Origin of the sequence: Enterobacter sp. PL1 (assembly GCF_945957325.1) — a bacterium.
Taxonomy (GTDB): domain Bacteria; phylum Pseudomonadota; class Gammaproteobacteria; order Enterobacterales; family Enterobacteriaceae; genus Enterobacter; species Enterobacter roggenkampii.
In genome coordinates this window covers 190,709-210,767 of the sequence record NZ_CAMFKT010000001.1, presented here as the reverse complement: position 1 = coordinate 210,767, position 20,059 = coordinate 190,709, and the positions used below count along the sequence as shown (strand labels likewise).

At 59.2% G+C, this 20,059-nt stretch carries 19 protein-coding genes; 16 read left to right on the top strand and 3 right to left on the bottom strand.

Annotated features, from left to right (window positions below; genetic code table 11):
- Window positions 1–58 precede the first annotated feature (58 nt).
- Genes N6P30_RS01085 through N6P30_RS01055 form a run of 7 tightly spaced genes read left to right on the top strand, consistent with a single transcriptional unit; the run spans window position 59 to window position 6,892 of the window.
- On the top strand, window positions 59–913 hold the full coding sequence (locus N6P30_RS01085; RefSeq protein WP_023292356.1) for a MurR/RpiR family transcriptional regulator: 855 nt from the start codon (window positions 59–61) through the stop codon (window positions 911–913).
- A 12-nt stretch (window positions 914–925) separates the two neighbouring features.
- Window positions 926–1,501, top strand: coding sequence for a D-alanyl-D-alanine dipeptidase (ddpX, locus tag N6P30_RS01080; protein ID WP_023292355.1), 576 nt, complete (start codon window positions 926–928; stop codon window positions 1,499–1,501).
- 15 nt (window positions 1,502–1,516) lie between these two features.
- Complete coding sequence (locus tag N6P30_RS01075) at window positions 1,517–3,049, top strand: ABC transporter substrate-binding protein (protein WP_023344193.1); 1,533 nt, start codon at window positions 1,517–1,519, stop codon at window positions 3,047–3,049.
- 22 nt (window positions 3,050–3,071) lie between these two features.
- Window positions 3,072–4,094 carry an ABC transporter permease gene (locus tag N6P30_RS01070; RefSeq protein WP_008501701.1) on the top strand — a complete coding sequence of 341 codons (1,023 nt, stop codon included), beginning with the start codon at window positions 3,072–3,074 and terminating at the stop codon, window positions 4,092–4,094.
- Window positions 4,091–4,984: a D,D-dipeptide ABC transporter permease gene (gene ddpC / locus N6P30_RS01065; protein WP_008501703.1), complete on the top strand. Its 894-nt coding sequence runs from the start codon at window positions 4,091–4,093 to the stop codon at window positions 4,982–4,984. Before N6P30_RS01070 ends, ddpC begins: the two co-directional genes overlap by 4 nt.
- On the top strand, window positions 4,984–5,970 hold the full coding sequence (locus tag N6P30_RS01060; RefSeq protein WP_023292353.1) for an ABC transporter ATP-binding protein: 987 nt from the start codon (window positions 4,984–4,986) through the stop codon (window positions 5,968–5,970). Before ddpC ends, N6P30_RS01060 begins: the two co-directional genes overlap by 1 nt.
- Window positions 5,963–6,892, top strand: coding sequence for an ABC transporter ATP-binding protein (locus tag N6P30_RS01055; protein WP_023292352.1), 930 nt, complete (start codon window positions 5,963–5,965; stop codon window positions 6,890–6,892). The genes N6P30_RS01060 and N6P30_RS01055 overlap by 8 nt, the downstream gene beginning before the upstream one ends.
- On the opposite strand, the gene N6P30_RS01050 is transcribed toward N6P30_RS01055, so the two are convergent.
- Window positions 6,889–7,638 (bottom strand): SDR family NAD(P)-dependent oxidoreductase, encoded by a 750-nt coding sequence (locus N6P30_RS01050; protein WP_023292351.1) that lies wholly within the window; start codon window positions 7,636–7,638, stop codon window positions 6,889–6,891. The two genes, N6P30_RS01055 and N6P30_RS01050, sit on opposite strands and share 4 nt — an antisense overlap.
- 116 nt (window positions 7,639–7,754) lie before the next feature.
- Between N6P30_RS01050 and N6P30_RS01045 the strand changes: the two genes are divergently transcribed.
- Entirely contained in the window at window positions 7,755–8,660 is a 906-nt protein-coding gene (locus N6P30_RS01045) for a LysR family transcriptional regulator (RefSeq protein WP_023292350.1), read from the top strand.
- Between the two features lie 23 nt (window positions 8,661–8,683).
- Here N6P30_RS01045 and N6P30_RS01040 read toward each other — a convergent pair whose 3' ends face one another.
- Window positions 8,684–9,112 (bottom strand): OsmC family protein, encoded by a 429-nt coding sequence (locus N6P30_RS01040; protein WP_008501708.1) that lies wholly within the window; start codon window positions 9,110–9,112, stop codon window positions 8,684–8,686.
- 115 nt (window positions 9,113–9,227) lie between these two features.
- Here N6P30_RS01040 and N6P30_RS01035 point away from each other — a divergent pair, with 115 nt between their 5' ends.
- Entirely contained in the window at window positions 9,228–10,187 is a 960-nt protein-coding gene (locus N6P30_RS01035; RefSeq protein WP_023292349.1) for a hypothetical protein, read from the top strand.
- A gap of 19 nt (window positions 10,188–10,206) precedes the next feature.
- Here the strand turns inward: N6P30_RS01035 and N6P30_RS01030 are convergent, their stop codons facing one another.
- Window positions 10,207–11,082, bottom strand: coding sequence for a LysR family transcriptional regulator (locus N6P30_RS01030; protein ID WP_021240185.1), 876 nt, complete (start codon window positions 11,080–11,082; stop codon window positions 10,207–10,209).
- A 110-nt stretch (window positions 11,083–11,192) separates the two neighbouring features.
- Here N6P30_RS01030 and N6P30_RS01025 point away from each other — a divergent pair, with 110 nt between their 5' ends.
- The 7 genes from N6P30_RS01025 (at window position 11,193) to N6P30_RS00995 (ending at window position 20,055) form a co-directional block, all read left to right on the top strand.
- Window positions 11,193–12,044: a Vmh family MBL fold metallo-hydrolase gene (locus tag N6P30_RS01025; RefSeq protein ID WP_023292348.1), complete on the top strand. Its 852-nt coding sequence runs from the start codon at window positions 11,193–11,195 to the stop codon at window positions 12,042–12,044.
- A 232-nt stretch (window positions 12,045–12,276) separates the two neighbouring features.
- A complete protein-coding gene (gene bdm, locus N6P30_RS01020; RefSeq protein WP_008501713.1) occupies window positions 12,277–12,492 on the top strand; it encodes a biofilm-dependent modulation protein in 216 nt (71 codons plus the stop codon).
- A gap of 95 nt (window positions 12,493–12,587) precedes the next feature.
- Window positions 12,588–12,725: a stationary-phase-induced ribosome-associated protein gene (gene sra, locus N6P30_RS01015; RefSeq protein WP_008501714.1), complete on the top strand. Its 138-nt coding sequence runs from the start codon at window positions 12,588–12,590 to the stop codon at window positions 12,723–12,725.
- Between the two features lie 176 nt (window positions 12,726–12,901).
- Entirely contained in the window at window positions 12,902–14,599 is a 1,698-nt protein-coding gene (locus N6P30_RS01010; protein WP_008501715.1) for an NAD-dependent malic enzyme, read from the top strand.
- Window positions 14,600–15,368: 769 nt separating this feature from the next.
- On the top strand, window positions 15,369–17,078 hold the full coding sequence (locus tag N6P30_RS01005; RefSeq protein WP_023292347.1) for an ABC-F family ATP-binding cassette domain-containing protein: 1,710 nt from the start codon (window positions 15,369–15,371) through the stop codon (window positions 17,076–17,078).
- Between the two features lie 197 nt (window positions 17,079–17,275).
- The gene (gene adhP / locus N6P30_RS01000; RefSeq protein ID WP_008501719.1) at window positions 17,276–18,286 is read left to right on the top strand and encodes an alcohol dehydrogenase AdhP; all 1,011 of its coding nucleotides are present in this window, start codon (window positions 17,276–17,278) and stop codon (window positions 18,284–18,286) included.
- A gap of 149 nt (window positions 18,287–18,435) precedes the next feature.
- Window positions 18,436–20,055, top strand: a complete 1,620-nt coding sequence (locus tag N6P30_RS00995) for a TIGR04028 family ABC transporter substrate-binding protein (protein WP_023292346.1) — start codon at window positions 18,436–18,438, stop codon at window positions 20,053–20,055.
- Window positions 20,056–20,059 lie beyond the last annotated feature (4 nt).

The window sequence follows — 20,059 nt, the reverse complement described above, 5'->3', positions numbered from 1 at the left end:
CATTGTTAACCCGGTAACACATATTCAGCTTTTGACAGCCTGTTAACAGCGAGGCGGTATGACGACGAAACCCGAGATGTTAAGACGTATCGAGGCGACCTTCAGCCAGCTCACGCCCAGCGAAAAGCGGGTCGGAAGCTGGCTGCTGGCGCACGCCGCGCAAATCCCGTTTGAAACGGCGGAGAGCGTCGGGCTGGCGAGCGGGACCAGCGGGATCACCGTCGGACGCTTCCTGCGCAAGCTGGGATATCGCAACCTGGAAGATGCCAAAAAGAGCCTGCGCGATCCGTACCAGCCCTGGGGCATGAACGAGCGCCTCGACTCCTGGCAGCAGCAGCGCCCCCTGCCCAACCGCCTTCAGCACGCCCTGTCGCTGGAAGTGGATGCCATCACGCAGGTGTATCAGCTGGCGCAAACGGACGCCTTCCGCCAGGTGGTACACCATCTGGCCCACGCGGACGCGGTCTTTGTGCTGGGGATCCAGTCCACGCGCGGGATCGCCAACGCCTTCTTCAGCCACCTTGAATACCTCCGCCCGCGGGTGAGCTATGCCGAAGGCGCTTCCGGCAGCTGGGTGGAATCCCTTAACTCCGGGTTTGCGCACCCTTATGTCGTGCTGACCGATACGCGCACCTACTCCACGATGGCCCGCCAGTACTGCCGCGTCGCGAGCGAGAAAGGCATTCCGCTGGCCTTAATCACCGACATCTGGTGCCCGTGGGCGCGGGATTACCCGATGGATTTACTGCAGGTGAAAACCGATACCGGTCATTTCTGGGATTCACTTGCCCCCGTGAGCTGTCTGTTCAACCTGCTGCTGTCGGGCGTGGTGGAAGCGCTGGGCGATGCGCTCCCGGCGCGCCTGGCGGTAAACCGACAATTACAACAAGAGTTTGGTCAATTCGAACGCTAAAGGAGCGGAGCTATGCCCGTAGAGAGTGAACTGATTGATGTGGCGAAGACGTTCCCCACGCTGCATATCGATCTGAAGTACGCCACCGCCGACAACATCACAGGCCGCCCGATCTATCAGGAGGCGCTGTGCCTGCTGCATACCGATGCCGCTACCGCGCTGGCAAAAGCCATCAGCATTGCCACGCTGGCCGGGCTGAAGCTGGTGGTTTACGACGCCTATCGGCCGCAGCAGGCGCAGGCCCAGCTGTGGGAGGCCTGCCCGAACCCGGAATATGTGGTCGACGTGGCGATTGGCTCCAACCACAGTCGCGGCACGGCCATCGACGTGACCCTGATGGACGAGCATAACGCCGTGCTGGATATGGGCGCCGGTTTTGACGAAATGCATGACCGCTCGCATCCGTATCACCCTTCCGTGCCGCCTCACGCCCAGCGCAACCGTCTGCTGTTGAACGCCATCATGTTCGGCGGCGGTTTTGTCGGGATCGGCAGCGAATGGTGGCACTTCGAACTGCCGAATGCCGCCAGCTACCCGCTGCTTGAGGACCGTTTTGCCTGTTTTCCCCTGACGCACACCTCTCTTTGAACCTGGAGCACTGCCATGAAAACATCGCTTCTCTCGACCGTCATTGCCGCCACGCTGGCCCTGAGCGCCCCGCTGGCGCTGGCTGCCGTCCCGAAAGACATGCTGGTCATCGGTAAAGCCGCCGACCCGCAAACGCTCGACCCGGCCATCACCATTGATAACAACGACTGGACCGTCACCTATCCGTCCTACCAGCGTCTGGTCAAGTACAAGCCCGGCTCTACCGAGGTGGAGGGCGATCTGTCGACGGGCTGGAAAGCCTCCGACGACCAGAAAGAGTGGACCTTCACCCTGGCGGATAACGCCAAATTCTCCGACGGCACGCCGGTCACCGCCGAGGCGGTCAAACTCTCCTTTGAACGCCTGCTGAAGCTCAGCCAGGGGCCGTCTGAGGCCTTCCCGAAAGATCTGAAAGTGGAGGCCGTTGATGAGCACACGGTGAAATTCACCCTCAGCCAGCCGTTCGCGCCTTTCCTCTACACCCTGGCGAACGACGGCGCCTCCATCATTAACCCGACGGTGCTGAAGGCCAATGCCGCGGACGACGCGCGCGGCTTTCTGGCGCAAAACACCGCCGGCTCCGGGCCGTTTATGTTGAAGAGCTGGCAGAAAGGCCAGCAGCTGGTGCTGGTGCCTAACCCGCACTGGTCGGGCGACAAGCCGCACTTCAAGCGCGTCTCGGTGAAAATTATCGGTGAGAGCGCGTCGCGCCGTCTGCAGCTTTCTCGCGGCGATCTGGACATTGCCGACTCCCTGCCGGTCGATCAGCTGGCGGCCCTGAAGCAGGAAGGCAAAGTCGCCGTCGCCGAATACCCGTCTCTGCGCGTGACCTACCTCTACCTCAACAACAGCAAAGCGCCGCTCAATCAGGTGGATTTACGCCGCGCGGTCTCCTGGGCGACGGACTATGAGGGGATGGTGAAAGGCATTCTGAGCGGCAACGGCAAGCAGATGCGCGGCCCGATCCCGGAAGGCATGTGGGGCTTTGACGCCACGGCCATGCAGTACAGCTTCGACGAAGCCAAAGCTAAAGCAGCCCTGGAGAAGGTCAAAGACAAGCCCGCCAGCCTGACCTTCCTCTACTCGGACAACGATCCAAACTGGGAGCCTATCGCCCTTTCGACTCAGGCCAGCCTCGGCAAGATCGGCATTAACGTCAAGCTGGAGAAACTGGCCAACGCCACCATGCGCGACCGCGTCGGCAAAGGCGATTACGACATCGCCATCGGCAACTGGAGCCCGGATTTTGCCGACCCGTACATGTTTATGAACTACTGGTTCGAATCGGACAAGAAAGGTCTGCCGGGCAACCGTTCGTTCTATGAGAACAAAGAGGTCGATTCCCTGCTGCAGGCCGCGCTGAAAACCACGGACCAGGCGGAACGCACCAAAGATTACCAGCAGGCGCAAAAGGTGGTCATCGACGAGGCGGCCTACGTTTATCTGTTCCAGAAGAACTACCAGCTGGCGATGAACAAAGAGGTCAAAGGCTTCACCTTTAATCCGATGCTCGAGCAGGTGTTTAACATCGCCACCATGAGCAAGTAACCGTTTCGCCGGGGGAAAGTGTATGACGTTCTGGAGCATCGTGCGCCAGCGCTGCTGGGGGTTACTCCTGGTGGTGGCCGGTGTCTGTATTATCACTTTTATTATTTCGCACCTGATCCCCGGCGATCCGGCCCGTCTGCTGGCCGGCGACCGCGCCAGCGACGACATCGTGCAGAACATTCGCCAGCAGCTGGGGCTGGATCAGCCGCTCTACGTTCAGTTTGGCCGCTACGTGGACGCCCTGGCCCACGGTGATTTAGGCACCTCCATCCGTACCGGACGCCCGGTTGCGGAAGACCTGAAGGCCTTTTTCCCCGCCACGCTGGAGCTGGCCTTTTGTTCCCTCCTGCTGGCGCTGGTCATCGGCGTGCCGCTGGGAATTTTATCGGCGGTGTACCGCAACCGCTGGCTGGATCACCTGGTGCGTTTGATGGCGATGACCGGGATCTCCACCCCGGCCTTCTGGCTTGGGCTGGGCGTCATTGTGCTGTTCTACGGGCACCTGCAAATCCTGCCGGGCGGCGGCAGGCTGGACGACTGGCTCGATCCGCCGACGCACGTCACCGGCTTTTATCTGCTGGACGCGCTGCTGGAAGGCAACGGCGAGGTCTTTTTCAATGCGCTGCAGCACCTGATTTTACCCTCGCTGACGCTGGCATTTGTGCATCTCGGCATCGTGGCGCGTCAGGTCCGTTCCGCGATGCTGGAGCAGCTTAGCGAAGACTACATCCGCACGGCCCGCGCCAGCGGCCTGCCCGGCTGGTATATCGTCCTGCGCTACGCCCTGCCGAATGCGATGATCCCGTCGATTACCGTGCTCGGGCTGGCGCTGGGGGATCTGCTGTACGGGGCCGTGCTGACCGAAACCGTCTTTGCCTGGCCGGGCATGGGTGCCTGGGTGGTGACGTCCATTCAGGCGCTCGATTTCCCCGCCGTGATGGGTTTTGCGGTCGTTGTTTCGCTGGCCTACGTGCTGGTTAATCTGGTGGTCGATCTGCTTTACCTGTGGATTGACCCGCGAATCGGGCGCGGAGGTGCCGAATGATGTTAACGCAGGAAACGCCCGTCCCGGTGAAAACCGCCAGACAACGCATCAACTGGGCAAAGCTGTTCTGGATGCTGCGCCAAAGTCCGCTCACGATGGTTGGCGGCGTCATTATGCTGGTGATGCTTTTCATTATGGTGGCCGCACCGTGGATCGTGCCGCACGACCCGAACGCGCTGGATCTGACCGCGCGCCTGCAGGCGCCGTCCGCGCAGCACTGGTTTGGTACCGACGAGGTGGGCCGCGATCTGTTCAGCCGCGTGCTGGCGGGCAGCCAGCAGTCCATTACCGCCGGGCTGGCGGTGGTGGTAATTGCGGGCGGCATCGGTTCGCTGCTGGGCTGTCTGTCCGGCGTGCTGGGCGGGCGCGGCGACGCCGTCATCATGCGGGTGATGGACATTATGCTCTCGATACCTTCCCTGGTGCTGACCATGGCGCTGGCCGCCGCGCTCGGGCCAAGCCTGTTTAACGCCATGCTGGCGATTGCGATTGTCCGCATTCCGTTTTACGTCCGCCTGGCGCGCGGCCAAACCCTGGTGGTGCGCCAGTTTACCTACGTGCAGGCGGCCCGCACCTTTGGCGCATCCCGCTGGCATGTGATCCGCTGGCATATCCTGCGCAACGCCCTGCCGCCGCTGATTGTGCAGGCGTCGCTGGACATCGGCAGCGCCATCCTGATGGCCGCCACGCTGGGGTTTATTGGCCTGGGCGCGCAGCAGCCGACCGCCGAATGGGGCGCAATGGTGGCCGTCGGCCGTAACTACGTTCTGGACCAGTGGTGGTACTGCGCGTTTCCCGGAGCGGCGATTTTGATTACCGCCGTGGGCTTTAACCTGTTTGGGGATGGCATCCGCGATCTGCTGGATCCGAAGTCAGGAGGTAAACAGTGATGACCGATCCGGTTCTCAAGATTGAAGACCTGCATCTGAGCTTCCCGATTTTCCGCGGCGAGGTCCACGCGCTGAACCACGTCTCGCTGGAGATCGGCAGGGGTGAAATTGTCGGCGTGGTGGGCGAATCCGGTTCGGGTAAATCCGTGACCGCCATGCTCGCCATGCGTCTGCTGCCGGAAGGCAGCTACCGCATTCATCATGGTCAGGTGAAATTACTCGGCGAAAATGTCCTGACGGCGTCCGAGAAACAGCTTCGCCAGTGGCGCGGCGCAAAGGTCGCGATGATTTTTCAGGAGCCCATGACCGCCCTCAACCCGACGCGGCGGATTGGCAAACAGATGGTCGAGGTGATCCGCCAGCATCAACCGCTTTCCCGGCGTGAGGCGCAGCAGAAGGCGATTACCCTGCTGGAAGAGATGCAAATCCCGGACGCGAAAGCGGTCATGGCGCGCTATCCGTTTGAACTCTCCGGCGGCATGCGCCAGCGGGTGATGATCGCCCTTGCCTTCTCCTGCGAGCCGGAGCTGATCGTCGCCGACGAACCAACCACGGCGCTGGACGTCACCGTTCAGCTGCAGGTGCTGCGCCTGCTGAAGCACAAGGCGCGGGCCAGCGGCACCTCGGTGCTGTTTATCAGCCACGATATGGCCGTGGTGTCACAGCTCTGCGACAGAGTGTATGTAATGTATGCGGGCAGCGTGATCGAGAGCGGCACCACGCAAACGCTGATCCACCAGCCCGTGCATCCCTACTCTATTGGTCTGCTGCAGTGCGCGCCGGAAAACGGCCAGCCGCGCGCCCCGCTTCCCGCCATCCCCGGCACGGTGCCCAACCTCAGCCAGCTTCCGCAGGGATGCGCATTCCGCGAGCGCTGCTTTGCCGCCGGGGCGAAATGCAGCGAAACGCCGCACCTAGCGCCCACTGGCGCAGAGGGCCAACAGGCCGCCTGCTGGTATCCACAACGGGAGAAAGCCCATGTCTGATGTACTGCTGGAACTGGATAGCGTGCACGTGAACTTTGCGGCGCGCAAAAACTGGCTGGGCCGCGTGACGGAACGGGTCCATGCGCTCAACGGGCTCGACCTTGAGATCCGTCGGGGAGAAACGCTTGGCATTGTCGGGGAATCCGGCTGTGGGAAAAGCACGCTCGCCCAGCTGCTGATGGGCATGCTTAAGCCCAGCACCGGCGCCTGCCAGCGGGCGCACCACGCGGGCGGCATGCAGATGGTGTTTCAGGATCCGCTCTCCTCGCTTGACCCGCGCCTGCCGGTCTGGCGAATCATCACCGAGCCGGTGTGGGTGCAAAAGCGCAGCAGCGAGCGCGACCGCCGCCAGCAGGCTGAAAACCTGGCGCTGCAGGTGGGTATTCGCCCGGAATATCTCGACAGGCTTCCGCACGCCTTCTCCGGCGGGCAGCGCCAGCGCATTGCCATCGCCCGGGCGCTCTCGTCCGATCCGGATATCATCGTGCTCGATGAACCCACCAGCGCGCTGGATATTTCCGTGCAGGCGCAGATCCTCAACCTGCTGGTGACGCTACAACAGCAGCGTAATCTGACCTACGTGTTGATCTCGCATAACGTCTCGGTGGTCCGGCACATGAGCGACCGCGTGGCGGTGATGTACCTTGGGCAGATTCTGGAGCTGGGCAGCGCCGCGCAGGTGCTTGGCGAGCCGCGCCATCCTTACACCCGCCTGCTGCTCGATTCGGTTCCGCGCACCGGTGAACCGCTGGATGAAACGCTGGCCTTACGCAAAACGGAGCTTCCCGGCAACCGCCGTCTGCCCGAAGGCTGTTTTTTCCGCGACCGATGCCCGATGGCCGCGCAGGGGTGCGAGCGTCCTCAGCCGTTACAGCCCTCTCGCGAGGGCCGTGACGTCCGCTGCTGGCGCAGTCTGGGTTAGATTTGCGCCATGCCGCCGTCCACGAACAGCTCGGTGGCGTTAATAAAGCTGGCCGCATCGGAGGCCAGAAACGCCACCGCTTTACCCACCTCACCCGGCGCGCCTAAACGGCCGAGCGGTACCTGAGCGGCCAGCGCGTCGTACAGCCCCTGGCGGTGTTCTTCCGGCACGAGGTCGCCGAGGCCAGGCGTTTTGATCGGGCCCGGGCTCACCACGTTGACGCGGATCCCGCGGCCCTGCAAATCCAGCGCCCAGGAGCGGGCAAAGTTGCGCACGGCGGCCTTGCTGGCGCTGTAGACGCTAAAGTTTGCCGTCCCCTTAATGGACACCGTCGAGCCGGTCAGAATAATCGACGATCCGGCGGAGAGCAGCGGCAGCGCCTTCTGTACCGTGAACAGCACCCCGCGAACGTTAGTGCCGAAAATCCGGTCAAACTGCTCTTCGGTAATCGCGCCCAGCGGCAGCATATCGCCGCCACCCGCATTGGCGAACAGAATATCGAGGCGGCCTTCTTCTTTGGCTATCCGGGCATAGACCTCGTCCAGGTCCGCCAGTTTTGACACGTCAGCGCGAATGCCCACTGCCGTTGAAGCGATTTCAGCCACCGCCGCGTCCAGCTCGACCTGACGACGTCCGGTGATGTACACCTTCGCGCCCTGTGCCGCCAGCTCCTGCGCCGTGGCAAGACCGATGCCGGTGCTGCCGCCGGTGACCAGTGCGATTTTTCCTGAGAGAGTCGTGTTCATGTCATTTACCTTTTGTTGGGTTTGCGTTGGACAAACTTTAGCCCTTGCGGGATTAGTGAAAAACCAGCAAAAATGAAAATGACTATTCACATACAGGAATAATAAGAGGGAGTCTCATGGATCAGCTCATGGCGATGCGCGCCTTTACCCGGGTGGTGGAAACCGGCAGCTTTACCCGCGCGGCGGACTCGCTGAACATGCCGATCGCCACGCTGAGCAAGCTGGTGAAATCGCTTGAGACGCATCTGGAGATACGCCTCCTGCACCGGACGACTCGCCGGGTAGTCGCGACGCCGGAAGGGATGGAATACTATGAAAAAGCGCTCAGGGTCTTGATAGATATCGAAGATATCGACACCGCGTTTCGCGTTTCCCGCGCGACGCCCAAAGGGCATTTGCGGGTTGACGTGGGCGGCTCCACCGCCCGGGACGTGCTCATCCCCCTGCTGCCGGATTTTATGCAGCGCTACCCGGATATCCGCATCGACCTTGGCGTGGCCGATCGTCCGGTGGATCTGATCAGCGGTAACGTAGACTGCGTGATCCGCGGCGGCCCGCTGGACGATTCGACCCTTATCGCTCGCCATATTGGTAACGCCGAAATGGTGACCTGCGCGACGCCGGGCTACCTGAAAAACCATGGCGTTCCAGCCTATCCACAGGAGCTGTGCAACGGCCACAAGCTCATAAGCTACCTCTCGCCCGTCACCGGGCGGGCGTTTCCCTTTCGCTTCAGACGGCATGGCGAGGCGATGGAAATCAATATCCCCCATTATCTCGGCATAAATGAAAGTAATGCCCACCTGGCGGCGGCCGTGGCAGGATTGGGGATCGTGCAGACGTTTGAGTATTCGGCAAAGCCGTATTTACAGGCGGGAACGCTGGCACCGATCCTGGGCGACTGGCGCCCTGCCGCCTATCCGTTTCATGTGGTTTACCCGCAGAACCGGCATTTGACGCACAGGCTGAAGGTATTTATCGCCTGGCTGGCGGAGGTGTTTCCCGCCGCGCTGAAGGGATAGCCGGGCGCCAGCCCGGCTGAGGCTTAGTTGAGCGTATAGTCCAGCGTAATTTCGGCTTTCAGTAGCTGCGAAACCGGACAGCCCGCTTTGGCTTTCTGAATAATACCGTCGAACTGCTGAGGGGCGATGCCGGGAACGGTCACCTTGCTCTTCAGGGCAACCTTGGTGATGGCAAAACCGCCGTCCGTTTTATCGAGGGAGACATCCGCGGTGGTATCAATGGCGTCGGCGGTATAGCCCGCTTCGCCGAGCATCAGCGACAGCGCCATCGAGAAGCAGGCCGCATGTGCCGCGCCGATCAGCTCTTCGGGGTTGGTCCCCTTTTCACCCTCAAAACGGGTATTAAAGCCATAAGGCTGTTGATTGAGAACGCCGCTCTCGGTGGAAACCGTTCCTTTACCGCGCTTAATGTCGCCAGACCAGTGTGCCGAACCGTGCTTATGAATAGTCATTCTTGCTCTCCTTTTGGCTTACAAAGGGTTAAGTATAGACTACGCATCTGACTGCCCCTGGAACACAGACAATTCCGGGACTTACACCTGCTGTACCGACAAAAAGGATAAACCTATGGCGCTAAAAATCAGGATGGCCGTTGCGATCGCTACCCTCGCTCTATCGTTGTCTTTGCAGGCGAAAACGCCCGAGAACTTTATCTATACCAGCTCCGGCGAGCTCGACGCGGCGTTCCCGCTCGTTGTGCGAAGCGATATCGGCGGCGTACAGATCGTCTACAACTGGCGCGCGCTTGAGCCTGAGAAGGATCGCTACGATTTCTCGCGCATTGAACGGGATCTCGCGCGTCTTAAGGCTGCCAGGAAAAAGCTCTTCATCCAGATTCAGGACCGTTTCTTTGAGGCGGACGCCCGCTACGTGCCGGACTATCTGATGCACGATAAGCAATATGGTGGCGGGATTGCGCCGCAGTTCGATAACCCCGGCGAAGGCAAGCCGGTCGGTTCAGGCTGGGTGGCGCGTCAGTGGGATCCCGCGGTGCGCCAGCGCTACCAGGCGCTGCTGGCCGCCCTTGCGAAACGCTTTGATGGCGAGGTATATGGCGTAAACCTGCCTGAAACCGCCATCGATCTTGACGAAAAAAATCCGCCCGCCGGATTTACCTGCGACAGCTATTTTGCGGGAGAAATGGAAAACCTGGCCTTTGCGCGCAAGGCTTTTCAGAAATCACACGTGGTGCAATACGTGAACTTCTGGCCGTGCGAATGGGATAATGACCACAACTACATGGGGCGTCTTTTTGCGTATGCCAGCGCCAACAGTGTCGGCCTCGGTGGGCCGGACATTGTTCCCAACCGCAAGGCGCATATGAAGAATGCCTATCCTTTCTTCCATAAAAATAAACAGACGCTGCCGCTTATCGCCATGGCGGTTCAGGAACCGACCCTGACCTATAAGAACCCTGAGACCGGCAAGCCCTTCACCAAAGCAGAATTTGATCGGTTCGCGGAAAATTATCTCGGGGCGGATATTATTTTCTGGAGCACGGCCTCCCCCTGGCTAAAGGCTAAGTAAACGACGGCAAACGCCGCGCTCATGCCAGATAGCGGGCCAGCTCATCAAGGAACGCCCGCAGCGCGGCAGGCTGGTATTCCCGGGACTGATAAATGCCATGGATGGCCAGCGGCTTCGGCTCCAGCGCCTCCAGTACCGGCACCAGCCATCCCTGCTCCAGCGCGGCACGCGCTTCACGCTCCGGCAGCATGGCGATACCGCAGTGCTTAATCGCCGCGTCCATCAGCAGCGAAGAGATGCTGGCGCTCAGGTTGCCGCTGACGGCCACGCTCAGGCTTTCGCCCTCCGGCGTCAGGAAGTGCCAGGACTGTCCGGCGAAAAAGCTGTAGTGCAGGCAGTTATGCTGCGCGAGTTCTTCGGGGCTGCCGGGCGTACCGTGCTGCGCCAGATAGTCCGGCGAGGCGCAAAGGACCGAGCGACACTCCCCCAGCCGACGGGCAATCATGCCGGGTTCAGGGTTATCGGTAATGCGTACGGCAACATCAATGCGCTCTCCCACCAGGCTGACCGGATGGTTGTTCACATCCAGTTCGATGCGCAGCTGCGGGTAGCGCGAGAGCAGACCGGGCAGGACCGGCGCAATCAGGTGCATGGCGGTAAAGTGCGCGCAGGCCACCCGCAGGGTGCCAGACGGGAGATCTTTTTCCGACTGGCCTTCAATTTCCTGCGAGATCTGCGAGAGCGTCCGCGTTTTTTGCAGCACCTTTTCGCCTGCCGCGGTCAGCGTCAGCTTGCGCGTGGAGCGGTTTACCAGCCGCGTGCCCGCCCATTTCTCCATCTGTTCAAGGTAGCGGCTCACCATTGGGCGGGAAATACCCAGCGCCCGGGCCGCCGCGCTCAAACTTCCCAGCTCGCATATGCGGTTGTAAACCTGAGCGGCAATCACGCGATCCATATCAACTCCATCTGCTCGATTTATGAAACTAAGCATGTCTTGTTTCAGGAATTCTGGCAAATGCGAATTTCCGTACAATAGAGATATTCCTGAACAACAGAGACAACAGCATGAAATTCACTCACCTTGCCCTGCTTTCCACCCTTTTCACGCCGGCTGTTTTTGCCGCGCCGTTAAGCATTGATACCTATAACCCGCAGGAGAAAGGCATTTTCGCGGTCTCCTCCACGCTGGTCTCCGGCCCGAAAGAAGCGGTGCTGTTTGACGCGCAGTTCAGCGTGAAGGATGGCGAAGCGCTGGTAGAGAAAATTCGTCAAAGCGGTAAGACCCTGAACAAGATTGTGATCACCTCCGGCGATCCGGATTTCTATTTTGGCCTGCAGCCGCTGGTAAAAGCCTTCCCGAACGCCAAAGTGGTGGCCACGCAGCACGTGGTTGATCACATCAAGGCTACCAAAGACGCCAAGCTCGCCTTCTGGGGTCCGCAGATGAAAGACGGCGCGCCAACGGAGCTGGTCGTCCCGCAGGTTCTCGCCTCCACCACGTTTATGGTTGACGGGGAGAAGATCGACATCGAACAGCCTGACAGCTATGCGGCATATGTATGGATCCCGTCCGCAAAGACCATCCTCGGCGGCACTGGCGTAGCCTGGGGGATACACGTCTGGACGGCGGACACCCAGACAGCGGAAAGCCGTAAGCAGTGGCAGGAAACGCTGGTGAACATGGCGGCGCACAAACCCGAGCGCGTGATCCCGGGTCACTATCTGGGTACCCCGCCAGCCGGGACGGGTGCGATTGATTTTACCCGTGACTATCTCCAGCGCTTTGAAAAGGCCTTGTCCGTTCATAAAGATTCTGCGGGCGTCATCAGCACCCTGAAAAAACAGTATCCGAATCTGGCTGAAGAGAGCTCGCTGGAATTAAGCGCTAAGGTGAATACCGGCGAAATGAAGTGGTAATTTAAACGCTGCTCCTGCTATTTTTTCGAGATAGCAGGAGCACCGTCATAATATTCTCTCAGCGCCACGTCGATTTACCCCTGCATTTCAAAAGCACACAAAAGCATACACTTATGTCATTTTTATTTCTAAGATGAATCTGAGCCACAACCGGGAAAATATTTGCCATTCTGTTTGTGAATTAAATTTTTTGCGAGCCGTACCATTAAACAGACAACGACACGGAGGCAGCATGTTTACTTATTACCCGGCAAATACCGCAGCAGCACAACCTGAACTCGTTAACGCGATTGCACAGGGTCTTCACGCCGAGCACGGTGCTGTGACTGAAGATGACATTTTGATGGAACTGACCAGGTGGGTAGAATCCACAGATAATGACATCCTCAGTGACATCTACCAGCAGACCATTAACTACGTCGTCAGCGGGCAAAACGCACCCTTGTAAAAACCTGCTAAGCTGGATCTGCAACCTAAGGGGTTACATTTCGTTTGCGTAAGCAAACTGGTCCTTAAAACTATCAACAGGATTGAGGAGTTAATATGAAATCGAACCGTCAGGCACGCCATATTCTGGGACTGAACTACAAGCTTTCTAATCAGCGCAAAGTGGTGATTGAAGGCGACCACGAAACCCAAGTCACTCACGCCACCGGCAGAAAACGCCACGCGGGCAAGTAAGTTCCAGACTGAGATCCAGAACACCATCGGTAATCCCGGTGGTGTTTTTGTTTATGTGTTGCGGTAATTAATATTTAGCTCCTTTATAATACCGCCGGACCGCACCCCATCGCACAGGCCAGAAAGATGACAAACAGCAGTGTCAGGGACGGATCTTCAAAAAAAGAGTGAGTGACATGGACAACAAACTGAAAAAACATCGTTCCTTATACATCCCATACGCCGGACCGGTTTTACTCGAATTCCCCCTGCTCAACAAAGGCAGCGCCTTCAGCATGGAAGAGCGCAGCAGCTTTAACCTGCTGGGTCTACTGCCCGAAGTGGTTGAAACCATTGAAGAACAGGCAGAGCGCGCGTGGATCCAGTATCAGGGTTTCAAAACTGAAATCGACAAACACATCTACCTGCGCAACATTCAGGACACCAACGAAACCCTCTTCTATCGCCTGGTACAAAACCATCTTGAAGAGATGATGCCGGTGATCTACACCCCGACGGTGGGTGCCGCCTGCGAGCGTTTCTCAGAGATCTACCGTCGCTCCCGCGGGGTATTCATCTCTTATCAGAACCGTCACAACATGGACGATATTCTGCAGAACGTGCCGAACCACAATATCAAAGTAATTGTGGTGACCGACGGCGAACGTATTCTTGGCCTCGGCGACCAGGGCATTGGCGGGATGGGGATCCCCATCGGTAAGCTCTCACTCTACACCGCCTGCGGCGGCATCAGCCCGGCGTATACCCTGCCGGTGGTGCTAGACGTCGGCACCAACAACCAGCAGCTGCTCAACGACCCGCTCTATATGGGCTGGCGCCATCCGCGTATTACCGACGACGAGTACTATCAGTTTGTCGACGACTTCATTCAGGCCGTGAAGCACCGCTGGCCGGACGTGCTGCTGCAGTTCGAAGACTTCGCGCAGAAAAACGCGATGCCGCTGCTGAACCGCTATCGCGATGAGATCTGCTCCTTTAACGACGATATCCAGGGCACCGCGGCCGTGACGGTGGGTACGCTCATCGCCGCCAGCCGTGCGGCGGGAAGCCAGCTGAGCTACCAGAAAATCGTCTTCCTGGGCGCAGGCTCCGCGGGCTGCGGTATTGCCGAGCAGATTATCGCCCAGACGCAGCGCGAAGGGTTAAGCGAAGAGCTGGCCCGCTCCCGCGTCTTTATGGTGGACCGTTTCGGCCTGCTGACCGACGGCATGCCGAACCTGCTGCCGTTCCAGACCAAGCTGGTGCAGAAACGCGAAAACCTGAAAAACTGGGATACCGACAACGAAGTCCTTTCCCTGCTGGACGTGGTGCGCAACGTGAAGCCGGATATTCTGATCGGCGTTTCCGGGCAAACCGGTCTCTTCACCGAAGAGATTATTCGCGAGATGCACAAGCACTGCGAGCGCCCTATCGTGATGCCGCTGTCTAACCCGACGTCCCGCGTGGAGGCGACGCCACAAGACATCATCGCCTGGACCGAAGGTAACGCGCTGGTTGCCACCGGCAGCCCGTTCGATCCGGTGGTGTGGAAGGATAAAACCTATCCGATTGCCCAGTGCAACAACTCTTACATCTTCCCGGGCATTGGTTTGGGCGTTATCGCCTCCGGCGCGTCCCGCATCACCGATGAAATGCTGATGTCGGCGAGCGAGACCCTGGCGGGCCACTCGCCGCTGGTCAACGACGGCGAAGGTCTGGTTCTGCCCGAGCTGAAGGACATTCACAAGGTGTCGCGCGCTATCGCGTTTGCAGTGGGTAAAATGGCGCAGCAGCAGGGCGTGGCGGTGAAAACCTCTGCCGACGCGCTGCAGCAGGCCATCGACGACAACTTCTGGAAGCCTGAATACCGCAGCTATCGCCGTACGTCGATTTGATCCGCTTTGACCGTTCCCTCTCCCAGTGGGAGACGCGGTGCGGCCCAATCGCCCGGTGGCGCTTCGCTTACCGGGCCTACGGGGGCTCTCCCTGTGGGCTCAGGAATCCCAGTAATTTTTACCGGATGCGATGAATGTTGCTTCAGGAAAATGAATGACTTACAGCGACGCCCTGGTCCGGCTGTAAATCGCCGAAGCGTTTCCGTAAGGCCGGGGCGAGGCGCAGGGATGCGCCGAGAGGGCGTGGCCTGCAGGGATGCAGGCTCATGCCCGACCCGATAGCCTGAAGGAATAAGCTGAGGGCACCGCGAAGCGGCGATTTACCGCCGGGAGCCCGGGTCGCCAGGGTGGTGGCGACTGAGCCACCCTGGCACGTTCACCGGTCACATCGCTAAAGAGTAGCAAGGAACATAAAGTGAACGTAATGACCACCAGAGCCGTATGTTCCCCTCACCCTAACCCTCTCCCATAGGAGAGGGAATTACATTCGTCCCCCCCCTAGCCAAACCCCTTTTCCCCCGCTACACTCCTTTCATCCATTAACCCACTGAATATATAAGGAGGCCAATTATGCTGTATCGTGAAATTTTCAATGTTTCACATACATTTGGTGATCGCACCCGCTCAAGCGCTATCGGTATCGTGCTGCGATAACTTCGGCTTGAGCGAAGACACCAACCCCTGAAATCCCTTCTCTCGGGCTTACTGAGTTATCGTCAGCGATGTTTGACGAGGCATAAACATGCCTGTAACTCTTGGGTAAGCAACAATGAGCACTTTACTCACTGCACAATCTTTACGCGTTGATACGGCGTTTGGCACGCTCTTCGACTCACTCTCCTTTACGCTGAAAAAAGGCGACCGCATTGGCCTGCTGGGCGATAACGGCTGCGGCAAAAGTACGCTGCTGAAGGTGCTGGACGGCACGGATTCACCTGCTGCCGGAACGGTAGCGCTGGCCGGGCATTGCCTGATGGCGCGCGTGGAGCAACATCTCCCGGACGCTATTTTACCGCTCACCATGCTGGATGCCGTACTCGCACAGCTGCCTTTTGCTGAGCGCGATAGCCTGCGCTGGAAAGCCGAAACGCTGCTGGCAGGCATGGGCTTTACGCCGCAGGATATGGCGCTGCACTCCGCCACGCTGAGCGGCGGGCAGCATACCCGCCTGCTGCTGGCCCGGGCGCTGATTCACGAGCCGGACCTGCTCCTGCTGGATGAACCCAGCAACCACCTTGACCTGCCGACCATGCTCTGGCTGGAGCACTTTTTACAGACCTGGTCGGGCAGCTTTGTGCTGGTCTCGCATGACAGACAGCTGCTGGATGCCGTCACCAACGGCAGCTGGATCCTGCGCGATAAAACGCTGCACTACTTTGCCCTTCCCTGCACGGCGGCACGTCAGGCGCTGGAAGCCAAAGATGAGACCGACGCGCAGCGCCACAAGGCGGAGCAAAAGGAGATCGACCGCGTGACCGCCAGCGCCAAACGTCTGGCGACCTGGGGTAAGGTTTACGATAACGAAGACCTGGCCCGCAAAGCCAAACAGATGGAAAAACAGGTCGAACGGCTCAAAGAGAGCCAGACCGCGCTCACGGCGGGCAGCCCGTGGACGTTAACCCTGCGCGGCGACGCGCTGCGGGCTGACCGTCTGCTGGAGATGGAAAACCTCGGCGTCCCGCCCGCGCCTGGGCTACCGCCGCTGTTTAACATCGAAACGGCGCGGCTGAAAAGCGGCGATCGCGTGGCGATTGTCGGTCGTAACGGCTGCGGTAAATCGTCGTTGATGAAGCTTATCTGGCGACATTTTTCCGATGAACCGGCGGACAGTGGGCTGAAAATCCATCCGCGCGTCTCGCCGGGCTACTACGACCAGACGCTGCATCAGCTGCCGGATGACGCCACGCTGCTCGACGCGCTGGAGCCTTTTGCACCGGATCCGCAGAACCGCAAAATGGCGCTCATCAGCGCCGGGTTCCCGTGGTCCCGCCATGGGCAGAAAGTCAGCACGCTCAGCGGCGGCGAACGCTCGCGCCTGCTGTTCGTGGGCCTGACGCTTGCCCGCTACAGCCTGCTGATGCTGGATGAGCCCACTAACCACCTGGACATGGAAGGCAAAGAGGCGCTGGCGCACACCCTTCAACAGTTCGAAGGCGGCGTGCTGCTGGTCAGCCATGACCGTCAGTTAATTAGCCAAAGCTGCAACCGTTTCTGGCTAATTGAGGACGGTACGCTGAGCGAATGGCACGATGCAGAAGCGGTGTTTGAGCGGCTGCGTGAACGCGCGGGGCTGGTGACAGCCACTGCGCCCGCTGTCGCCGCGACGGCTCACCCCTCGCCGCATGACGATCTGCTTGAGCGGCTGATCGCGCTGGAAACGCTGCTGGAAGACGATCTGGCGCGCAAGCCGAAGCATCAAAAGCCGCAACTCCAGGCACAATGGCGTAAAGAGATAGAGGAGATAGAAGCCCAGCTGTAAGTCTGCGCCCGGCGAGCGCCTCGCCGGGCCAGCATTTTCCCCCCTTAATTATTAGAGGATCGCCGTATTCTTAATCTGAAATCGAATCAAATGATGACATTATGTTGCCGCAGCCTTGCATTACCAGGCTAATGTATTAATCCTTAAGGGGTATTACACCTGCTATGCAGATTCTTATCATGAACAAGGAGATACACATGAAGGCTGCTGTTGTCACTCAGGACCACCAGGTCAACGTCACCGAAAAAACCTTACGCCCGCTTAAGCATGGGGAAGCCCTGCTGAAGATGGAGTGCTGTGGCGTATGCCATACCGATCTTCACGTGAAGAACGGTGATTTTGGCGACAAGACCGGGGTTATCCTGGGCCATGAAGGAATTGGTATCGTGAAAGAAGTCGGCCCTGGCGTGAAGTCGCTGAAAGTCGGCGACCGCGCAAGCGTGGCCTGGTTCTTTGAAGGCTGCGGCCACTGCGAATACTGTAATTCCGGCAACGAAACCCTGTGCCGTGACGTGAAAAACGCCGGTTACTCCGTCGACGGCGGCATGGCGGAAGAGTGCATCGTCACCGCGGATTACGCGGTAAAAGTGCCGGACGGTCTGGATTCGGCGGCGGCCAGCAGCATTACCTGCGCTGGCGTGACCACCTACAAAGCGGTGAAGGTGTCGGGTATTAAGCCGGGCCAGTGGATTGCGATTTACGGTCTGGGCGGGCTGGGCAACCTCGCGCTGCAGTACGCCAAAAACGTCTTTAACGCCAAAGTCATCGCCCTTGACGTGAACGACGAACAGCTGAAGCTGGCGGCCAGCATGGGCGCGGACCTCACCATCAACTCCCGCAGCGAAGATGCCGCTAAAATTGTGCAGGAAAAAACTGGCGGCGCGCATGCCGCAGTCGTCACTGCCGTCGCAAAAGCAGCATTCAACTCCGCCGTTGATGCCGTGCGTGCCGGTGGCCGCGTGGTCGCGGTTGGCCTGCCGCCGGAAGCGATGAGCCTCGATATTCCGCGCCTGGTGCTGGACGGCATTCAGGTGGTGGGTTCGCTGGTTGGCACCCGCCAGGACCTGCAGGAAGCGTTCCAGTTCGCCGCTGAAGGTAAAGTGGTGCCGAAAGTGACGATGCGTCCTATTGAGGACATCAACGCCATCTTTAAAGAGATGGAACAGGGCCAGATCCGTGGCCGTATGGTGATCGACTTACGTTCGTAATCGTTCACCGTTCATCACCGCTCCTCTCCGGGGCGGTTTTTTTATAGCCATTTTCCGGCAATCCTTATCTTAATTCCTTTGTTCCCTTGTTTTCCCCCGCGCCCGATGATGAATCCGACGCTAACAAGAAGATAACAAAGGAATTCACCATGCAAACCCCATTTCGTCTGCCGCTGCTGACGGTGCTCATTCTGACGACCACCGCAGCCTGGTCCGCTGATGCGCCGGTCAAAGGCGGTACGCTGATTTATCTGGAGCAACAGGCGCACACTAACCTCTACCCGCCCGCCGGCGGCTTCTACCCGAACGGCGGCATCCTGAACCAAATCACCGACAAGCTGACCTGGCAGAACCCAAAGACGCTGCGGGTCGAACCGTGGGTGGCCGAAAGCTGGACCACCAACGCCGATAAAACCGAATACACCTTCAAAATTCGCCCGGGCATCACCTTCTCCGACGGCACGCCGCTGGACGCCAACGCCGTAGCAAAAAACTTTGATACCTACGGCTTAGGCAACAAGGCGCAGCGCCTGCCGGTGTCAGAAGTGATCAATAACTACGATCGCAGCGAAGTGGTCGACCCGCTGACCGTGAAGTTCTACTTCAAAAAACCGTCGCCGGGATTCCTGCAGGGCACCGCCACGATTGGCTCGGGTCTGGTCTCGCTCAGCACGCTGAAGCGCAACTTTGAAGAGCTGGGTGACGCCCGGCATATCATTGGCTCTGGCCCGTTTGTGGTGAAGGACGAGAAGCTGGGTCGCGAAGTGACGCTGGAAGCGCGTAAGGACTACCAGTGGGGGCCAAAAAATCTGGCGCAACAGGGGCCAGCCAATCTTGATGGCATCAAGTTTATCGTGACTCAGGAAGACAGCGTGCGCGTCGGCGCCCTGCTGGCCGGTCAGGCCGACTTTATTCGCCAGGTGCAGGCGTATGACGAAAAGCAGGCGACCGATCAGGGCTATAAAATCTACGCCGCCCCAACGCGCGGGGTGAACGACAGCATCAGCTTCCGCCCGGATAACCCGCTGGTCTCCGATATTCGCGTGCGCCAGGCGCTGCTACATGCCACCAATGCAAAACAGGTGGTTGAGACCCTCTTCTCGGCTAACTATCCGCAGGCGAAGTCGGTGATTGCCGATTCCGCCGCTGGCTTTGTCGATCTCAGCGACAAATTGTCCTTTGACCCGGCTAAAGCTAACCAGCTGCTGGACGAGGCGGGCTGGAAAGCGGGCAGCGACGGGATCCGCGCCAAAGACGGCCAGCGGCTGGCGCTGACGGTGTATGAATCCCTGCCGCAGCCGCAAAACAAAGAGGTGCTGCAGCTGGTTGCCCAGCAGTGGCGTCAGGTGGGCGTGGCGCTGAGCGTGAAAGCCGGTGACGCAGGCAGCCGCACGCTGGATAACCTTGATCCGCTGAAGACCCCGTTAACCGTCTCCGAAGTGGGCCGCGCCGATCCTGACGTGGTAAAAAGCATGTTCTACCCCGCTAACCGCGACGCGCTGCTGCAAAAAGGCGGCTCCAGCGACAAGGTCAAAAGCTTCCGTGACGACAACCTGAATGCGCTGCTGGTAAATATCTCCTCAGAGGTCGATCCGCAAAAACGCCTGCAGCTGACCGGCGATGCCCAGCGCTACCTGCTGGATAACGCCTACGTCATTCCGATTTTCGAGGAACCGCAGGTCTTTGCCGGTGCGCCATGGCTGAAAGGCGTGAATTTTGAAGCGGTCGGCCGCCCGTCGTTCTACGGCGCGTGGCTTGAGAAACACTGAGGAG